General features: G+C 43.2%; 14 protein-coding genes and 1 riboswitch. Of the genes, 7 read left to right on the top strand and 7 right to left on the bottom strand.

The annotated features are described in order from the left end of the window. Position 1: 1 nt before the first annotated feature. The 7 genes from V2H77_RS18295 to rppH all read right to left on the bottom strand — a co-directional run bounded on the left by V2H77_RS18295 (position 2) and on the right by rppH (position 6,513). On the bottom strand, positions 2-589 hold the full coding sequence (locus V2H77_RS18295) for a prepilin peptidase-dependent protein (protein ID WP_341499939.1): 588 nt from the start codon (positions 587-589) through the stop codon (positions 2-4). A gap of 42 nt (positions 590-631) precedes the next feature. Further along, positions 632-1,147, bottom strand: a complete 516-nt coding sequence (locus V2H77_RS18290; protein WP_341499938.1) for a prepilin peptidase-dependent protein — start codon at positions 1,145-1,147, stop codon at positions 632-634. Positions 1,148-1,655: 508 nt separating this feature from the next. Next, on the bottom strand, positions 1,656-1,838 hold the full coding sequence (locus V2H77_RS18285) for a hypothetical protein (RefSeq protein ID WP_341499937.1): 183 nt from the start codon (positions 1,836-1,838) through the stop codon (positions 1,656-1,658). A 146-nt stretch (positions 1,839-1,984) separates the two neighbouring features. Beyond that, complete coding sequence (thyA, locus tag V2H77_RS18280) at positions 1,985-2,779, bottom strand: thymidylate synthase (RefSeq protein WP_341499936.1); 795 nt, start codon at positions 2,777-2,779, stop codon at positions 1,985-1,987. Continuing rightward, the gene (gene lgt, locus V2H77_RS18275) at positions 2,776-3,651 is read right to left on the bottom strand and encodes a prolipoprotein diacylglyceryl transferase (protein WP_049583720.1); all 876 of its coding nucleotides are present in this window, start codon (positions 3,649-3,651) and stop codon (positions 2,776-2,778) included. The genes thyA and lgt overlap by 4 nt, the downstream gene beginning before the upstream one ends. A gap of 75 nt (positions 3,652-3,726) precedes the next feature. Continuing rightward, positions 3,727-5,973: a phosphoenolpyruvate--protein phosphotransferase gene (gene ptsP, locus V2H77_RS18270; RefSeq protein ID WP_341499935.1), complete on the bottom strand. Its 2,247-nt coding sequence runs from the start codon at positions 5,971-5,973 to the stop codon at positions 3,727-3,729. A gap of 9 nt (positions 5,974-5,982) precedes the next feature. After that, positions 5,983-6,513, bottom strand: a complete 531-nt coding sequence (rppH, locus tag V2H77_RS18265; RefSeq protein WP_036776955.1) for an RNA pyrophosphohydrolase — start codon at positions 6,511-6,513, stop codon at positions 5,983-5,985. Between the two features lie 113 nt (positions 6,514-6,626). Next, positions 6,627-6,732, top strand: a riboswitch (TPP riboswitch). A gap of 73 nt (positions 6,733-6,805) precedes the next feature. Between rppH and thiB the strand changes: the two genes are divergently transcribed. The 7 genes from thiB to rapA all read left to right on the top strand — a co-directional run bounded on the left by thiB (position 6,806) and on the right by rapA (position 17,602). Continuing rightward, positions 6,806-7,819, top strand: coding sequence for a thiamine ABC transporter substrate binding subunit (gene thiB, locus V2H77_RS18260; RefSeq protein WP_341499934.1), 1,014 nt, complete (start codon positions 6,806-6,808; stop codon positions 7,817-7,819). After that, positions 7,795-9,399, top strand: coding sequence for a thiamine/thiamine pyrophosphate ABC transporter permease ThiP (thiP, locus tag V2H77_RS18255; protein ID WP_341499933.1), 1,605 nt, complete (start codon positions 7,795-7,797; stop codon positions 9,397-9,399). Before thiB ends, thiP begins: the two co-directional genes overlap by 25 nt. After that, a complete protein-coding gene (thiQ, locus tag V2H77_RS18250; RefSeq protein WP_341499932.1) occupies positions 9,392-10,099 on the top strand; it encodes a thiamine ABC transporter ATP-binding protein ThiQ in 708 nt (235 codons plus the stop codon). Before thiP ends, thiQ begins: the two co-directional genes overlap by 8 nt. A 170-nt stretch (positions 10,100-10,269) precedes the next feature. Further along, complete coding sequence (locus tag V2H77_RS18245; RefSeq protein WP_088373893.1) at positions 10,270-10,749, top strand: Hcp family type VI secretion system effector; 480 nt, start codon at positions 10,270-10,272, stop codon at positions 10,747-10,749. A 2-nt stretch (positions 10,750-10,751) separates the two neighbouring features. Next, positions 10,752-11,492 carry a hypothetical protein gene (locus tag V2H77_RS18240; RefSeq protein ID WP_341499931.1) on the top strand — a complete coding sequence of 247 codons (741 nt, stop codon included), beginning with the start codon at positions 10,752-10,754 and terminating at the stop codon, positions 11,490-11,492. A gap of 674 nt (positions 11,493-12,166) precedes the next feature. Beyond that, positions 12,167-14,515, top strand: coding sequence for a DNA polymerase II (locus V2H77_RS18235; protein WP_341499970.1), 2,349 nt, complete (start codon positions 12,167-12,169; stop codon positions 14,513-14,515). Between the two features lie 180 nt (positions 14,516-14,695). After that, positions 14,696-17,602 (top strand): RNA polymerase-associated protein RapA, encoded by a 2,907-nt coding sequence (rapA, locus tag V2H77_RS18230; RefSeq protein WP_265513862.1) that lies wholly within the window; start codon positions 14,696-14,698, stop codon positions 17,600-17,602. The last annotated feature ends 19 nt before the right edge of the window (positions 17,603-17,621 follow it).

Here is a 17,621-nt window from a genome sequence, read left to right as displayed (position 1 = left end):
CTTATCCCCTGATATTGCGCAAACGTATTACTGACTGATATTGGTAGTTTATCGATGGATGTTTAAACCAATGTGCAATAAGCGTCAATTTGATAAAAACTAAGCCATCTTTTGCGGGTAATTTCTCAGCTTTAAAAGAATTTACCACTATTTCATTTGGATCAAACAGCCTTTCCCAGCCATTTTCCTGACAATTGCCCGCCCCCCTTTTCCACTCGACTGATTTATTGTTAAGGCGATAGCCGAAGAATTCCGATTCACTGTGTTCTGGCGGCTCCCATTGGCTATTGATGTTAAGATCGTATGCAATAATCAGACATGAATCCTCACTCTCATCACTTTTATTATCGATGAATATTGGCTTTCCATCACAATAATGCTGACAATATCCAGCACGGCGAATATCTTTTTCTATAATATGCAATGTTTGTTTAACGAAATAGCCTAAACGATATCTCTGATATAACTCCATTATTTGTTTAGTTAAAATAGGATAACTTTTAGCAATCGCTAGTAAAATAATACTACCAATAGCCATTGCTACAATAACTTCTAATAATGTCATTCCAGATTGATTTTTATATTTCATTGTTACAATAAAGTATCGCTTATTTTAGTGAAAAAAATATAATTAATCACAAGCTGGAATTTGGTTAAATTTATTATTACTACATGATCTTATCCTACCTCGTGAAGAAAAAATAATAGATATTTCACCTGCGGAATTCGCCAAAATAAAACTCGCAGGTATCATGGTGTTTCTTATTCCATAAAACTCTATCTGATCCTTGGTTGCTGAACTGATAATAACATCTTGATAAGGGGAACTTATTCCCTCAACATTTTCCAAATCACAATCAGCCAATACCGGATTAGAGAGCGCTATGCACCAGTCCTTTCCTATTTTCAACCACAACACGACTCTTTTATTCAGGTAATTTGCTAAAGATTGTTGTCTGGTTATAAATGTTAATATTTTTTGTGCTGATTCTTGTAATCTGGCTCTTTCCTGGTGATAGCCCCATTCCTGTACACCCCATAAGGAAAATATTGCAACCAAAACAATAACGATCATCAATTCCAATAGAGAAAAACCTAATTGATTATCAATATTATAATGACCGATTATGTTCATATTATTTACCATTAATAATTCCTTGTTTCCTTTAGTAAGACATTCTACTTATTTCCAAAACAAAATGAATATAAATTTGAATCTTATGCGAGAGTGCATCAATAAAAAAATAATAATCTATCATTGTTACATTTAAATTGCGTAGAGCTTCGCAAAAATCAAAGAGAATAGTTATTTTTATTTCTTATTATTGCCATACATTGTAAGATTATATGGCTATGAGGAAGAAGCTTCATGGGCATAATAAAGAAAATATTGAGTGCTTTACATGAGGATGTTATTACTATTAATTTATTCTATAAAAACAAATAATATCAGACTAGAAAATAATTAATTGAGAAGCTTGTTTTAAGTATAACGATCAATTTTTAAGTATAGCAATCAATAGTGGTATATACCCAATGGATTTCAAGATGCATCGCGACGGCAAGGGAGCGAATCCCCGGGAGCATAGATAACTATGTGACCGGGGTGAGTGAGTGCAGCCAACAAAGAGGCAACTTGAAAGATAACGGGTATATCACGCCCAACGTTCCTTGCGCCTACGAAGTGCTTCTTCGGGAATCATTTTTCTACCTTCTATAATGTCTTTCTTAGACAGCATGGCGATTTTAAGCAACGCTATGGCCTGCTGCTCTGCGTTTATATCAGCCTGATCTTTCTCACGTTCCAATTCAGATATCCCATTTTTCATGATAAACATCCTATGCTCCAAATACTCTGAGTTGCCAAGTAGATCTCTGCCTTTTTTCTCTACTTCTGCATGTCTGTGTTTATATCATCAAAATTAAAAGGGAGACAATTTACACTCAATAGTCTCCCTCCAAATTATCGCTAATATCCAAACAACTAAATAGCAACCGGTGCCTTTATTCCTGGATGCGGGTCATAATCGACTATTTCAAAGTCATCAAATTTATAATCAAAAAGTGATTTCGGTTTACGCTTTATCACCAATTTTGGCAGTGAACGCGGTTCACGACTGAGTTGTAATTTTGTCTGCTCCATATGGTTGCTATAAAGATGGGTATCACCACCAGTCCAGACAAAATCGCCCACTTCCAGATCACACTGTTGCGCCATCATATGAACTAGCAATGCATAGCTGGCAATATTGAACGGTAAACCAAGGAAGACATCACAGGAACGCTGGTAAAGCTGACAGGAAAGTTTGCCATCCGCAACATAAAACTGGAAGAAAGCGTGACATGGCGCTAATGCCATTTTATCCAGTTCACCAACGTTCCAAGCCGAAACAATGATCCTACGTGAATCTGGATCGCTTTTAAGCTGCTCCAATACGGTTTTCAATTGGTCAATCTGGCGACCATCTGCGGTGCCCCATGAGCGCCATTGTTTACCATATACCGGCCCCAAATCACCGTTTTCATCCGCCCATTCATCCCAAATGGTCACCCCATTTTCATGCAGATATTTAATATTGGTATCACCATTCAGGAACCAAAGAAGCTCATGAATAATTGAACGGATATGGCAACGTTTAGTTGTCACTAGCGGAAAACCATCCTGCAAATTGAAACGCATCTGATGCCCGAAAATGGAGAGAGTCCCCGTTCCGGTGCGGTCTGCCTTTGAAGTGCCCTCTGCAAGCACTCTTGTCATTAAATCCAGATACTGTTTCATTTTACCTCTTGTACCTTATTACCTTGGTGTTTGTATGCCCATATCATCATTAATATTCCCGCCAGGATCATTGGGATAGAAAGAATTTGTCCCATGCTGATCCCGTCGAATAAACCCAATTGCGCATCCGGTTGGCGGAAAAATTCGACTATTACCCGGAAAATACCGTAACCAATTAAGAATAAACCAGAAACACTGCCCATCGGCCGAGGTTTACGGATATATAAATTTAAAATAATGAACAGAACGATCCCTTCCAACGCCATTTCATAAAGCTGTGAAGGGTGACGTGGCAAAACACCATATTGTTCAAGTACCGATAGCAATGAAGGGTCCGTTGCAGCCAGTGCGATATCTTCACCACGGGAGCTTGGGAACAACATCGCCCACGGCGTATCCAATGTGACACGTCCCCATAACTCGCCGTTAATAAAATTACCGATCCTCCCCATACCTAAGCCAAAAGGGACTAGCGGTGCAATGAAGTCAGCAACTTGTAAGAAATGGCGTTTCGTTCTGCGACCAAACCACCACATTGCACAGATAACCCCCATCAAACCACCGTGGAAAGACATTCCACCGTCCCAAACTTTAAACAAATAAAGCGGGTTGTCGAGAAAGGCAGGGAAATTATAAAACAGGACGTAGCCCAGACGACCACCAACAAATACGCCAACAAACCCTGCATAAAGCAAGTTTTCTACTTCGTTTTTTGCCCAGCCGCTATTGGGTTTTGCTGCCCTACGTGTCGCAAGCCACATGGCGAATATAAACCCTACCAGGTACATGAAACCATACCAATGGAGGGCTATTGGACCTATTGAAAAAATGACCGGGTCAATATTAGGAAATGCCAGGTAGCTGTTACTCATCTTTCCCCACTTAATATTTAGCATTAATGCCCTAAGGCAAGTGATTGCGAATCATAGCACAGGCCATTAAACGGATTAAATGCCGCCTCTGACCAAACCGCCAACCCCATGCCGCTCCATAAACGTTGCTGACAACTCCTTTATTCTTAGACTGGTTTCAGCTTGTAGTATTTCGTCCATTAATTTTTCAACCTGAGCCAACTCCAGATGACGCAATAAATACTTAATCCTTGGCACACTACAACCACTCATACTCAGGCTGCGATAGCCAAGACCAATCAATAATAACGCCCCCATCGGAGTTCCTGCCATTTCACCACAAATACTGACCGTAAGATCTGCTCGTTGGCTATTTTCAAATACCAGTTTTAATGCCCGAATTACCGCTGGATGCAAGCAATCATAAAGAGAAGCGACGTGAGTGTTATTCCGATCCACTGCCAATAGATATTGTGTTAAGTCATTGGTACCGATAGACACAAAATCGACTCTGTTTTTAAGTTGTGGCAACAGAAAAATCATCGAAGGAACCTCAATCATGACACCGAGCTGAGGCATCGGTATTTGTCGCACTAGAATTTGCTCGACTTCCTCTTTCGCTCTGTCTAACAATCGTTTAGCTTCATCAATTTCTTCTACATTCGTCACCATTGGCAGCAGGATTTTCAGATTACCCGTATCAGCGTTAGCTCTGAGCATTGCCCTAAGCTGAATAAGAAAAATCTCCGGTTGATCCAACGTCACCCGTATACCACGCCATCCCAAACAAGGATTATCTTCGCTAATCGGCATATAAGGCAGTTGTTTATCCGCACCGATATCAAGTGTACGTAATACCACCGGTTTATCGGGAAATAATTGCAACATCTCATGATAACGCGCTTTTTGTTCATCTTCTGACGGGAAACCACAATGCAGCATAAAAGGTATTTCGGTGCGATAGAGTCCGACACCATCAATACTATTGCTGATCTGTAACTCATATTTCAGGCTCAAACCCGCATTAAGCTGAACCACAATGCGCTCGCCACTTTTGAGCCGCGCTTCTTGATCAACATCTCCCTCAGCCAGTTTGCTAAGCGCTTTTTCTTCTTCAATAATCTGTTTATATTCCTGCGAAATCAGTGGCTCAGGCTCAATAAAAACTTCTCCACGGAAACCATCAAGAATCAACATACGATTGTTCAGGAGCTCTGGCTGGATATCTGCCCCCATAATGGCCGGAATACCCATTGCTCGAACTAATATGGCCGAATGTGAATGAGTAGCGCCATCGCGAACAATAACTCCGGCTAATCTTTCTTGCGGCACTTCTGCCAATAGGTTGGCGCTCAGTTCATCTGCAACCAGAATAAACCATTCAGGCCACTGATGGCTGGCAGTCAGTGAATCATCAAGATGAAATAATAATCGCTGTCCAAGCGCCCGCAGATCCGATGCCCTTTCCCGCATATAAACATCCTGCAAGCTGGCAAATTGTTCTGCGTATTTCTCTATAACTTGTTTAACCGCCCATTGCGCCACAGACCCCTGTTCAACACAGAAGAACAGATCTTGTTTCAACTGAGGATCATTCAAAAGGTAGGAATAAAGATTAAAAATCGCGGCACTCTCTTTTTGAGAACCCGCGGTAAAACGTTTACTGAGCCGACGACATTCTGCTGTCGCATCTTCAAGCGCCTGAATCAAACGAGAACGTTCGGCTGCATGATCAAGGGTTGAAGCTTCAAAAATTTGATCAAGCGAGGGTTGGGAACAATCCTGCCATCCCTGAGCCATCACGATGCCATTAGAAATTGCCAGCGCTTTAATTCTGGTTTGCCGATACTGACCAAACAACCCCTTAGTCTGAGCTTGTGCAAGGATCACCGCCAGTTGTGTCGCAAGCGTCACCATAAAGGACTCTTCGGTTTCACTAAACAAGCGTTGTTCCTGCTGCTGAACGACTAAAACACCTTGCAACTGGCGGCGATAGACCACCGGAACGCCCAAAAAAGCGCGAAAGCTATCCTCTTTAACTTGAGGCAAATATTTGAAACTTGGATGGCTGCGGATATCAGCCAGATTAATCAATTCAGACAATTGACCAACTTGTCCGACGACTCCCTCGCCAAAAGCCAAACTGACCGCCCTTCCCCGGGGTTTCCTCAACCCTCGGGTCGCCATCAGGTAATAACACCGCCGTTGATGATCAGCAAGATAGATAGAACAGACATCCGTGTTCATCGCCAGACAGGTCTCGTTCACCAATAGCTCAAGCGCTTCGGCCAGATTAGTTGCCATAGCAACTTTTTCAACAATTTCCCGTAAGCGCATGAGCATAGAACTCACCTAACTTCTTTTACGACGATAAGAATACGAAGAACGTGGCAGAGATGAGCTTTCCTGCATTGGCATGACAACCGAAGCAAACTCTTTCATCACGCGCCGATAAACATCACGCTTAAAAGAGACAACCTGCCGGACAGGATACCAATAGCTGACCCAACGCCAACCATCGAACTCCGGGGTATTACTGTGTTGCACGTTAATATCTTCTTCATTACAGAGCAGTTGTAATAAAAACCACCGCTGTTTTTGACCGATACAGACAGGTCGTGTATCCCAACGCACCAAACGCTTGGGTAATTTGTAACGTAACCAATTACGAGTAGAGGCCAAAACGCGCACATCTTTCCGACCTAAACCCACTTCTTCATACAGTTCCCGGTACATAGCCTGTTCTGGTGATTCCCCCGGATTAATGCCCCCTTGAGGAAATTGCCAGGAATGTTGCCCATAACGCCGGGCCCACAAAACCTGGCCTTGCCGATTACAAATTACAATTCCTACATTCGGGCGGTAGCCATCATCATCGATCACCAGACTACCTCGATAAACTAAATTTGAAAGATGACTAATTGTTTCACACTACCCTCAAGTGGTAAACCTCTATCATTGGACTTTGCAGTCGCTAGCTAAATCTCTACAATAGCGCCATCTCAACGGGGTGCTGGCTGTTTAAAACAGCCTTGCTGAGAGTAAACCCGCCGAACCTGATCCGGCTAAATACCGGCGTAGGGATTTGAGCTGCTAACTATTTCACAGACATTATCTTGCCGTTTAGCGCTTCCTCAAATCCTTTGCCAATCCTCATTAATGTAAGGAGAGCAAAGTGTTTAAGACGTTATTTTCCAAATTAATCGTACTGACGGCCCTATCAGCCTCTATGTTGCTATTGAGTCAGGTTGTACAGGCCAAGCCGGTATTAACAATCTATACCTATGATTCTTTTGCCGCAGAATGGGGACCCGGGCCCGCAATTAAAAAAGCATTTGAGGCTGAATGTGATTGTGAACTGAAATTGATTGCTCTGGAAGATGGCGTTTCTTTACTCAATCGCCTAAGAATGGAAGGTAAACGTACTGCTGCGGATATTATTCTTGGGTTGGATAACAACTTAATTCAAGCGGCTCAACAAACGGGGCTGTTCACTGAAAGTCAAGTAGATATCAGCAAGCTGGCGCTGCCGATATCATGGCATAACCAGATATTCATTCCTTATGACTATGGCTATTTTGCCTTCATTTATAACAAAAAGAGTTTGCCAAACCCGCCAAAAAGCATGGATGAGCTGATCAATAGCCACAATAACTGGAAAGTGATCTATCAAGATCCTCGCACCAGCACACCGGGGCAAGGTTTGTTGTTATGGATGCAAAAGATTTATGGTGATGATGCCCCACAAGCCTGGCAAAAACTGGCAAAGAAAACACTAACTGTGACTAAAGGTTGGAGCGAAGCTTATGGCCTGTTCCTGAAAGGAGAAGGCGATATGGTGTTGAGCTACACCTCGTCACCGGGCTACCATCTCTTATCTGAGAAGAAAGACGATTATGCTGCGGCTACCTTCAACGAAGGTCATTACCTGCAAGTCGAAGTGGCTGCACAACTGGCTTCCAGCAAGCAGCCGGAGCTTGCCCAGAAATTTATGCAGTTTATGTTGACTCCAACTTTCCAACAGGAGATTCCAACCACTAACTGGATGTATCCGGTCATTGATATTCCACTTCCAGAAGTATATTCACAGCTTTCAATACCTGAAAAATCGCTGCAATATCCCGCAGAAGACGTCGCAAAATACCGTAACCAATGGATTCGTGCATGGCAAAGCGCTGTCAGCCGCTGATAGCCGGATGGCTGTTGCCGGGGGCCATTGCCTCCGGTCTTTTACTATTGATCGCCTTACTAGCATTCGGTGCGCTTTGGTCTAATGCGCCTGAACATAACTGGTCTTTACTGGCAGAAGATAGCTATCTGTGGCATGTGGTGGGTTTTACCTTCTGGCAGGCTTTTTTGTCGGCGCTGTTTTCTGTTATCCCGGCTATTTTTCTTGCCAGAGCACTCTATCGCCGCCATTTTCCAGGCCGAACCCTGTTTCTCCGCCTATGCGCTATGACGCTGGTTTTGCCTGTATTGGTCGCTCTGTTCGGCATTCTGACGGTTTATGGCAGAGCCGGCTGGCTGGCTCAGTTCTGCGAATGGATCGGCATTGATTACCATTTCACCCCTTATGGTTTACCAGGAATTTTACTAGCACATATCTTCTTTAATATGCCATTAGCAACACGGCTTTTACTGCAATCACTGGAAAACATCGCAGTGGAACAACGGCAATTAGCGGCGCAGCTAGGTATGAATGAATGGCAACATTTCCGTTTTGTTGAATGGCCTTATCTACGCCGCCAGATCCTACCCACTGGCGCACTGATTTTTATGCTCTGTTTCGCCAGTTTTGCTACCGTGCTGGCATTAGGCGGCGGGCCTGCTGCAACAACTGTCGAATTGGCAATCTATCAGGCGTTAAGCTATGACTACGATCTCAACCGGGCCGCGTTACTGGCGTTGATTCAGATTATCTGCTGCCTTGGCCTTGTGCTCCTCAGCCAGAAGCTTAACAGTGCGCTATCCGTCGGCTACAGCAACCAACAACAATGGCGTAATCCACAGGATACTTTGTTGAGAAAAATCTGCGACAGCCTGTTAATTACCGCAGCATTATTACTACTCGTGCCGCCATTGCTAGCTGTTGTCGCGGATGGCCTTAACAGCGGGCTGTTTAACGTATTGCGCCAGCCTGCATTGTGGCAGGCATTTATCACCTCTGTAATGATTGCTTTAGGCGCAGGGTTACTGTGCGTTTTATTCACCATGATGCTACTGTGGAGCAGCCGCGAGCTATTCTTGCGTTATTCCCCCCGTTGGGGCCAGGCAATGGAAATAAGTGGTTTGTTGATCCTGGCGATGCCCGGCATTGTACTGGCAACAGGGTTCTTTCTGTTACTCAACGATACCGTTGGTCTGCCCCGTTCACCCTATGGTTTAGTGATTTTAACCAACGCACTGATGGCAATTCCCTATGCACTGAAAGTTCTGGATAATCCAATGAAAGATCTGGCGGCCCGCTATAATCCACTGTGTCGCTCCCTGAATATTCAAGGTATTAACCGACTGCGCTGGATTGAACTAAAAGCACTGAAAGTTCCGCTGGCACAAGCGCTGGCCTTTGCTTGTGTCCTGTCCATTGGAGATTTTGGTGTTGTAGCGCTGTTTGGTAATGAAGATTTCCGTACCCTGCCCTTCTATCTCTACCAACAAATCGGGGCTTACCGTAGTCAGGATGGCGCGATCACTGCTTTATTGCTGTTATTACTATGTTTTATGCTGTTTAGTTTACTTGAACGCTTACCGAGACCACATAATGCTTAAACTTGAGAATCTGACTTACCGCTATGAACATCTGGTGATGCGCTTTGACTTGCAAATTCAGGCCGGAGAACGTATCGCAATCCTGGGTCCCAGTGGGGCTGGTAAAAGTACGCTCCTAAACCTAATTGCTGGTTTTCAAACAGCAGAAAAAGGCTCCCTATGGCTGAATGGGAGAAATCATACCAGTACGCCACCAGCTCAACGCCCGGTCTCCATGCTATTTCAAGAAAATAATCTCTTCTCTCATTTGACAATTGAGCAAAATATTGGGCTAGGCTTACATCCCGGATTACGCCTTAATAGCGCACAGAAACAGACATTACAGCAAATAGTCTCTCAAGTTTCGTTGGAAGATTGTCTTAGCCGTCTACCAGCTCAACTTTCTGGTGGACAACGGCAGCGGGCAGCATTAGCCCGTTGTCTGGTTCGTCAGCAACCAATCTTATTACTTGATGAGCCTTTTTCTGCCCTAGATCCGGCACTGCGTAATGAAATGCTGGTATTGCTGGAACAAGTTTGCCATGAACGTCAGCTTACATTACTGATGGTTTCGCATAATCTGGATGATGCCGCTCGTATAGCTGATCGCGCTTTATTAATTGTTGATGGCAATATTCATTATGACGGATCAACAAACGCGTTGGTTGCCGGTACTGTTTCTGAGGCGGCTATTTTGGGAAGGAAGGTTGACTCTCATTAGGCGTTATTAACTCCATCGCTATCAGAATAAATGGGAATAGGATATGGCTTGGTATTTTGATTATTTCCTTCTGTGACTAAGGTCTATATTTTAAAAATAAAATTGGATGGTATAAATCTTTTTTGTTATAAGTATTTTTTATGTATTAATTTTTCATAAAGGATTTAATAATGTCTAACTTGATTTATGCGACCATAAAAGGAAAGAACCAAGGGTTAATTTCAGCAGGCTGTTCTACTTTTGATTCTATTGGTAATAAATATCAAGAGAACCACAGGGATCAAATATTAGTTTACTCCGCTACACATTCTTTAACTCGCGTACAGCATGTAAGTCATCATCCTTTTAATATCATAAAACCTATCGATAAATCCTCTCCTTTACTTGGACTAGCAATTTCAAACAACGAAGAACTTCATATCCTGCTAGATTTTTATAGAACTTCATCAGAAGGTGCTCAAGAAAAGTTTTATTCAATAGAATTAACAAAAGCAAAAATAAATGCTTTTAATATTAATTACCCTCACTCTTTAACCCATGCAGAGAATCAACCAGAAGAGAGTATCTCTGTCATTTATCAAAATATAACTTGGAGTCACCACATTGCGGGTACTTCTGCTTATAGTATCAGAGATGATGAGGTTTATTAAAAATGAATAAATTACGTAACAGGGTATTAAGTAATAATTTCTGTACATATGACCCAAGTTCCAGGCCATCTTTTAGGCGATGGGATGAAATAGATGCTTCAATTTACCTTCTTAATCAATTTATTCCAGGCTCAGTAAATTATCTGGATGGTTATAAAGATGCATATGTGAAATATAACAGAAACCTAATTTTAAAATATGCCCATATAGAACAAATCCCACCAAATCTTTTAGCTGGTGTTGCCAGAATAGAAGCGGGCGGTAAACCAGATATGTGGAAGTTAAACACTATTGCAATGAGGCAATGGCGTGAACAGGCTTTTAATCTTGATAAAACTCGCTCAAAAGGCTCAAATGAAACTTCTACGGGTATAGTTGCAATACAGATAAGACATGTAGCAGATATGATGGGTTTCGACTCAAATACATTAACAACAACAGACCAGTTAGAAATTGCAACTTGCCTTCAAATTGATGAATTTAATATTAAAATGGTTGCTCGTCATTTAAGAGATTTAATTCTCTATGATTATCCTAATGCAAATACCAAGAACTTAACAAAAGAACAATATATCATGGCTGGTTCTAGATATAACCGTGGTATAACAAGAGAAAAGGGAGATTTCATAAGAATAATGAACACTCCTCCTGAATTAAGCACTACTGATGAAAAAAAATGGATTTCTTACGGAGTAAGTATATATAAGCGGCTAGATTATTTAGATAATTTACTTAAAGGATAAAAAATGAAAATATCAGATATATTTACATTTTTTATGTTAAGTTTTTTATCCTTTGGATTAATTAACTCATTCGCTTTTCCTAGGGTTACAGACTTTTTTGACTTCAACTCAATTGATTGTGATATATGGCAATATGAAGATGGAGGTATTGATATAATCACTTCCATATTTATATTAATCCCACTTAGTCCTTTTTATATAGCCTGTTTTTACAAGTCATATGCTTTATTTAAAAACAATAAAATTAGATCAATAAGCTATTTTGTTTTTGCCTCCATTTTTATTCTTTATTGGTTCTATACTTACTACGCTAGATTTATGCTTTATTGCTAGACGGGATAAGCGTAATAATGTCTAACCTAGCGGTTTTATAAATTTAACCCGCCCTTTAACTTTATTAGAACCTCCATAAATAACTTAAACTTACAAGAACAAAAATAATATCTATACCCGTCATCTTTCAAGATGCATCGCGACGGCAAGGGAGCGAATCCCCGGGAGCATAGAGAACTATGTGACCGGGGTGAGTGAGTGCAACCAACAAAGAGGCAACTTGAAAGATAACGGGTATACATCACATCACGATATAGCGAGCTCAAACAACTGTACAAATAACCATTACCCAATGCTATAATTGTGGTTATTTTCAACAAATATAAGCGCCAGCCTCTATGATGCAACAGAATCATGCTGAACAAGGTTTTATACTGACACGCCACTGGCGTGATACTCCCGCAGGTATTGAAGTGGAATTTTGGCTCGCGACAAATCAGGGGCCACGTCATATAAAAATTCTTCACCAACAAGCTGTTGCTTTTATCCCGCAAGCCAATATGCCGCGGGTGGAAAAAATTCTGGCGCAAGAGCGCAACTACCATCTCCGCTCACTCTCATTAAAAGATTTCAATCGCCAACCTGTTGCCGCACTTTATTGCCAGCAATATCGGCAGTTACAACGAATTGAGAAAGTACTACAGCAACAGGAAATTCAGGTTTATGAAGCAGATATCCGTCCACCAGACAGATTTATGATGGAACGTTTTATCACTGCCCCCATCTGGTTCAGTCAGGCGCCTAATGGCAGCTATCAAATGAAACCCAACCCGACTTATCGCCCAACATTGAAATGGGCATCCCTAGATATTGAAACCAGCCAGCATGGAGAACTTTATTCCATTGGATTAGCAGGATGTGATCAGCAAAAAGTATTTATGCTTGGCCCTGCTAACGGTAATGAATACCCGGTAAATTTCGATTTGGAATATGTAGCAAGTCGTCCGCAAATGCTGGAAAGACTCAACGAGTGGCTGGAAAAATATGACCCTGACGCCATTATTGGCTGGAACCTGATTCAGTTCGATCTACGAATTTTACAAAAACATGCTGAACGCTACGGTGTCCCGCTGAAATTTGGACGTGCCGGAGGGTTACTGGAATGGCGGGAGCACGGCTTTAAACCGGGGCACTTTTTCGCTTCCACCGCCGGCCGGTTGATTATTGATGGTATTGAAGCGCTAAAAACCGCTACCTGGAACTTTCCCTCTTTCAGCCTGGAGTCTGTTTCACAGGAACTATTAGGCGAAGGTAAAGCCATCAATACTCCCTATCAACGCATGGATGAAATCGACCGCCGTTTCCAACAGAATAAACCCGCGCTAGCGCAATATAATCTGCAAGACTGTATTCTGGTAAACCAGATTTTCGATAAAACCCACTTAATGGAATTCTTGCTAGAAAGAGCAACGGTTACCGGTCTCGCGGTAGATCGCAGTGGCGGTTCAGTAACGGCTTTCACCCATCTTTATATGCCAAGAATGCACCGTATCGGCTATGTTGCACCCAATCTAGGCGTAAGATCAGGAGAGAATAGCCCTGGCGGTTTCGTGATGGATTCTCTTCCCGGTTTGTATGATTCAGTGCTGGTACTGGATTATAAGAGTCTGTATCCCGCCATTATCCGCACTTTTCTTATCGATCCTGTCGGCATGGTGGAAGGGCTAGCACAACCGGATAATGAACATGCAGTTCCCGGTTTTTGTAATGCCGTCTTTTCCCGTACTCAACACTGTCTGCCCGATATTGTGACGCAAATCTGGCACGAACGAGACGAAGCAAAAAAACAGCATAACGCCCCATTGTCACAAGCATTGAAGATTATCATGAACGCTTTCTACGGTGTTCTTGGAGCAGAAGGCTGCCGTTTCTTTGACCCGCGCTTAACGTCTTCCATTACTATGCGCGGTCATGAAATTATGCTCCAAACCAGAAAACTGATTGAATCCCAAGCCTATCAAGTTATCTACGGAGACACCGATTCCATCTTTATATGCCTAAAACAGGCACACACAGAAGAAGTTGCCCTTAGCATCGGTAAAGAATTGGCGCAGTCAGTTAATCAATGGTGGCAAAAGCACCTGCAAGAACATTTTGGACTCAAAAGCGCCCTTGAGTTGGAATTTGAAACTCACTATCGCCGCTTTCTGATGCCAACCATTCGCGGCGCTGAACAAGGTAGCAAAAAACGTTATGCCGGCCTGAGTGGCGATCGTATGGTCTATAAAGGTCTGGAAACAGTACGCACTGACTGGACACCTTTGGCGCAAGAGTTCCAGAAGCAATTGTATTCACTGATTTTTCATAATAAGCCTTATCAAGAATTTATCCGCCGCTATATTACCAGTACCCTGGAAGGAAAATTTGATGATAAACTAACCTACCGTAAAAGATTAGGCCGTAAACTGTCTGACTATCAGCACAATGTACCGCCACATGTAAGGGCAGCAAGGCTAGCAGATGAATATAATCTGCAACATAACCGGCCTTTGCAGTATCAAAATGGTGGCTGGATAAGTTATGTCATGACACAATCCGGGCCAGAACCGCTGGAAAATCTGCATTCATCACCGGACTATGATCACTATATCAATAAGCAGCTTCAGCCTATCGCTGATGCTATTCTGCCGTTTTTACAGGATGATTTTACAACTTTACTCACCGGACAGATGGTAATGCCTTTTGGCTGATGACTATTTTTTGCAGGTGACGACTGGCTTTGCTTCCATTAACATATCGCCCCTTTGACGAGTGATAAGGGAATTAACGGGGTGTTTTGCTGTCTGCCCACTATCTCCGTTAGACCAAATAAAAAGCTGTCGTCCTCCACCTATGAATAACATTATCTAACAGAAACTGAGTTAAAATTTATGCCATTTACCCTCGGTCAACGCTGGATCAGCGATACAGAAAGCGAACTTGGATTAGGAACCGTTGTTGCACTGGACGCACGAATGGTCACTTTGCTCTTTCCTGCCAGCGGCGAAAACCGCCTCTATGCACGCAATGACTCTCCTATTACCCGTGTTATGTTTAACTCGGGGGATGTTGTCACCAGCCACGAAGGCTGGCAACTCAAAGTGGATGAAGTCCAACTAGAAAATGGCCTGCTGATTTATACAGGCACACGACTTGATACTCTGGAAGAAAATATCAGTCTGCGCGAAGTGCTCCTTGACAGTAAACTTACCTTCAACAAACCACAGGATCGTCTATTTGCTGGTCAAATTGACCGCATGGACCGCTTTGCCTTGCGTTTTCGCGCCCGTAAATATCAAAGCGAACAATTTAAACTGGCTGAAAGCGGTTTGCGGGGTATCCGTGCAAGCCTGATCCCTCATCAACTTCATATCGCTAATGAAGTCGGCAAACGCTACGCGCCAAGGGTTCTGTTGGCTGATGAAGTCGGTTTGGGTAAAACCATCGAAGCCGGGATGATCATTCACCAGCAATTGCTGGCCGGTCGTGCTGAACGTGTTCTGGTGATTGTGCCAGAGAGCCTTCAACATCAATGGCTGGTAGAAATGCTACGCCGTTTCAATCTGCGCTTTGCTTTGTTTGATGATAGCCGCTATACCGAAGCACGACACGACAGTGATAATCCATTTGAAACAGAACAATTGGTGCTCTGTTCACTGGATTTTGTCCGCCGCAATAAACAACGTTTTGAGCATATGCTTGAAGCTAACTGGGATCTGATGGTGGTGGATGAAGCTCACCATCTGGCCTGGAGCGAGGATGCGCCTAGCCGTGAATATCAGGTTGTCGAACAGTTATCTGAACAGATCCCCAGCGTATTGCTATTGACTGCAACGCCAGAGCAGCTAGGACAGGAAAGCCATTTTGCCCGTCTACGCCTACTTGATCCAAACCGTTTCCACGATTATCAAGCTTTTATTGACGAACAACAAAAATACCGTCCAGTTGCCGATGCTGTCACACTGCTGTTATCCGGGGAACAACTCAATAATAATCAATTAAACCTAATGGGTGAGTTGATTAGTGAGCAGGATATTGAGCCCCTGCTGAAAGCCGCCAATAGTCATAGTGATGAAAGTGAAACTGCACGCCGTGAACTCATTTCCATGCTGATGGATCGTCACGGCACCAGCCGTATTCTGTTCCGTAATACCCGTAATGGCGTGAAAGGCTTCCCCCATCGGGAACTGCACCAGATAAAGTTGCCTCTGCCATCCCAATATCAGACCGCTATTAAAGTCTCCGATATTATGGGCGCTAAAAAATCGCTGGAAGCACGCGCATGGGATATGCTCTACCCAGAACAAATTTATCAAGAATTTGAAGGCGAAAATGCTACCTGGTGGCACTTTGATCCCCGCGTAGAGTGGCTACTTGGTTTTCTAATGGCGAATCGTCATGAAAAAGTGCTGGTAATTTGTGCGAAAGCAACCACCGCTCTGCAATTGGAACAGGTACTACGTGAGCGCGAAGGGATTCGTGGCGCTGTTTTCCATGAAGGTCTATCACTGGTTGAACGTGATCGCGCCGCAGCCTATTTTGCTTCCGAAGAAGAAGGGGCTCAGGTATTACTGTGCTCAGAAATTGGCTCAGAAGGCCGCAACTTCCAGTTCGCCAATCAATTGGTGATGTTCGATTTGCCATTCAATCCGGATTTACTGGAACAGCGCATCGGACGTCTGGATCGTATCGGCCAAAGCCGTGATATCCAGATCAGTGTGCCTTATCTGGAAAATACCGCCCAAGCAGTCCTGATTCGTTGGTATCACGAGGGTCTGGATGCATTCGAGCATACCTGTCCAACCGGTCGTACTATTTACGATCACTATTATGAAACTCTGCTGAACTATCTTGCTAAACCCAATAGCCAGGAAAAATTTGGTGAATTTATTGATCAATGTCGCCAACAACATGAGCAACTCAAACAGCAACTGGAGCAAGGCCGTGACCGACTGCTGGAAATGAATTCTAATGGCGGCGAGCATGGTTTGCGGCTGGCAGAAAAAATTTCAGAGTATGATAATGATACTGATTTAGTGAACTTCTCTCTCAACTTATTTGATATCGTTGGTATCAATCAGGAAGATCGCAATGACAACATGATAGTGCTGACACCATCCGATCATATGCTGGTCCCTGATTTCCCTGGGTTACCAAAAGATGGTTGTACTATCACCTTTAATCGTGAACAGTCACTGTCCCGTGAAGATGCCCAGTTTATCAGTTGGGAGCACCCCATTATCCGTAATGGGTTGGATCTTATCCTTTCCGGCGATACGGGTAGCTGCGCAGTATCCCTTTTGAAAAATAAAGCATTACCTGTCGGAACCCTGCTGGTGGAACTGATCTATGTCGTTGAAGCTCAAGCCCCGAAACACCTGCAATTGACCCGTTTCCTTCCACCAACGCCATTGCGGATACTGATGGATCTGAAAGGCAATAATCTGGCTGGTCAGGTAGAGTTTGAAAGCTTTAACCGCCAACTTAATGCAGTGAATCGTCATACTGCAAGTAAACTGGTCAATGCGGTACAAAAAGAAGTCCACGCTATTTTGCAACAGGCCGAAGGTTTAGTAGAAACTCAAGCTCAATCATTGATTGAACAAGCGAAACAGCAAGCAGATGAAAATCTCACTGCTGAACTTTCCCGTTTGGAAGCATTGAAGGCCGTTAATCCAAATATTCGTGATGATGAATTGGAAGCCATTGAATCCAATCGCCAACAGTTACTGCTTAACTTAAATCAGGCAGGCTGGCGTCTGGATGCTATTCGCCTTGTTGTCGTTACGCATCAGTAAATATTAGCAATACCCGGAG

Origin of the sequence: Photorhabdus sp. P32, assembly GCF_038085095.1 — a bacterium.
Classification (GTDB): domain Bacteria; phylum Pseudomonadota; class Gammaproteobacteria; order Enterobacterales; family Enterobacteriaceae; genus Photorhabdus; species Photorhabdus luminescens.
The sequence above is the reverse complement of the archived record's forward strand: the minus strand, read 5'-3'. Positions and strand labels throughout refer to the sequence as shown.

Excerpts from the sequence above, each read along its gene's own strand:
- V2H77_RS18245 (WP_088373893.1), top strand. The coding sequence starts at position 10,270 with ATGTCTAACTTGATTTATGCGACCATAAAAGGAAAGAACCAAGGGTTA.
- V2H77_RS18235 (WP_341499970.1), top strand. The coding sequence starts at position 12,167 with ATGCAACAGAATCATGCTGAACAAGGTTTTATACTGACACGCCACTGG.
- thiP (WP_341499933.1), top strand. The coding sequence starts at position 7,795 with ATGGCAAAGCGCTGTCAGCCGCTGATAGCCGGATGGCTGTTGCCGGGG.
- V2H77_RS18295 (WP_341499939.1), bottom strand. The coding sequence starts at position 589 with ATGAAATATAAAAATCAATCTGGAATGACATTATTAGAAGTTATTGTA.
- V2H77_RS18285 (WP_341499937.1), bottom strand. The coding sequence starts at position 1,838 with ATGTTTATCATGAAAAATGGGATATCTGAATTGGAACGTGAGAAAGAT.
- rapA (WP_265513862.1), top strand. The coding sequence starts at position 14,696 with ATGCCATTTACCCTCGGTCAACGCTGGATCAGCGATACAGAAAGCGAA.
- V2H77_RS18240 (WP_341499931.1), top strand. The coding sequence starts at position 10,752 with ATGAATAAATTACGTAACAGGGTATTAAGTAATAATTTCTGTACATAT.
- thiQ (WP_341499932.1), top strand. The coding sequence starts at position 9,392 with ATGCTTAAACTTGAGAATCTGACTTACCGCTATGAACATCTGGTGATG.
- V2H77_RS18290 (WP_341499938.1), bottom strand. The coding sequence starts at position 1,147 with ATGGTAAATAATATGAACATAATCGGTCATTATAATATTGATAATCAA.
- thyA (WP_341499936.1), bottom strand. The coding sequence starts at position 2,779 with ATGAAACAGTATCTGGATTTAATGACAAGAGTGCTTGCAGAGGGCACT.
- lgt (WP_049583720.1), bottom strand. The coding sequence starts at position 3,651 with ATGAGTAACAGCTACCTGGCATTTCCTAATATTGACCCGGTCATTTTT.
- ptsP (WP_341499935.1), bottom strand. The coding sequence starts at position 5,973 with ATGCTCATGCGCTTACGGGAAATTGTTGAAAAAGTTGCTATGGCAACT.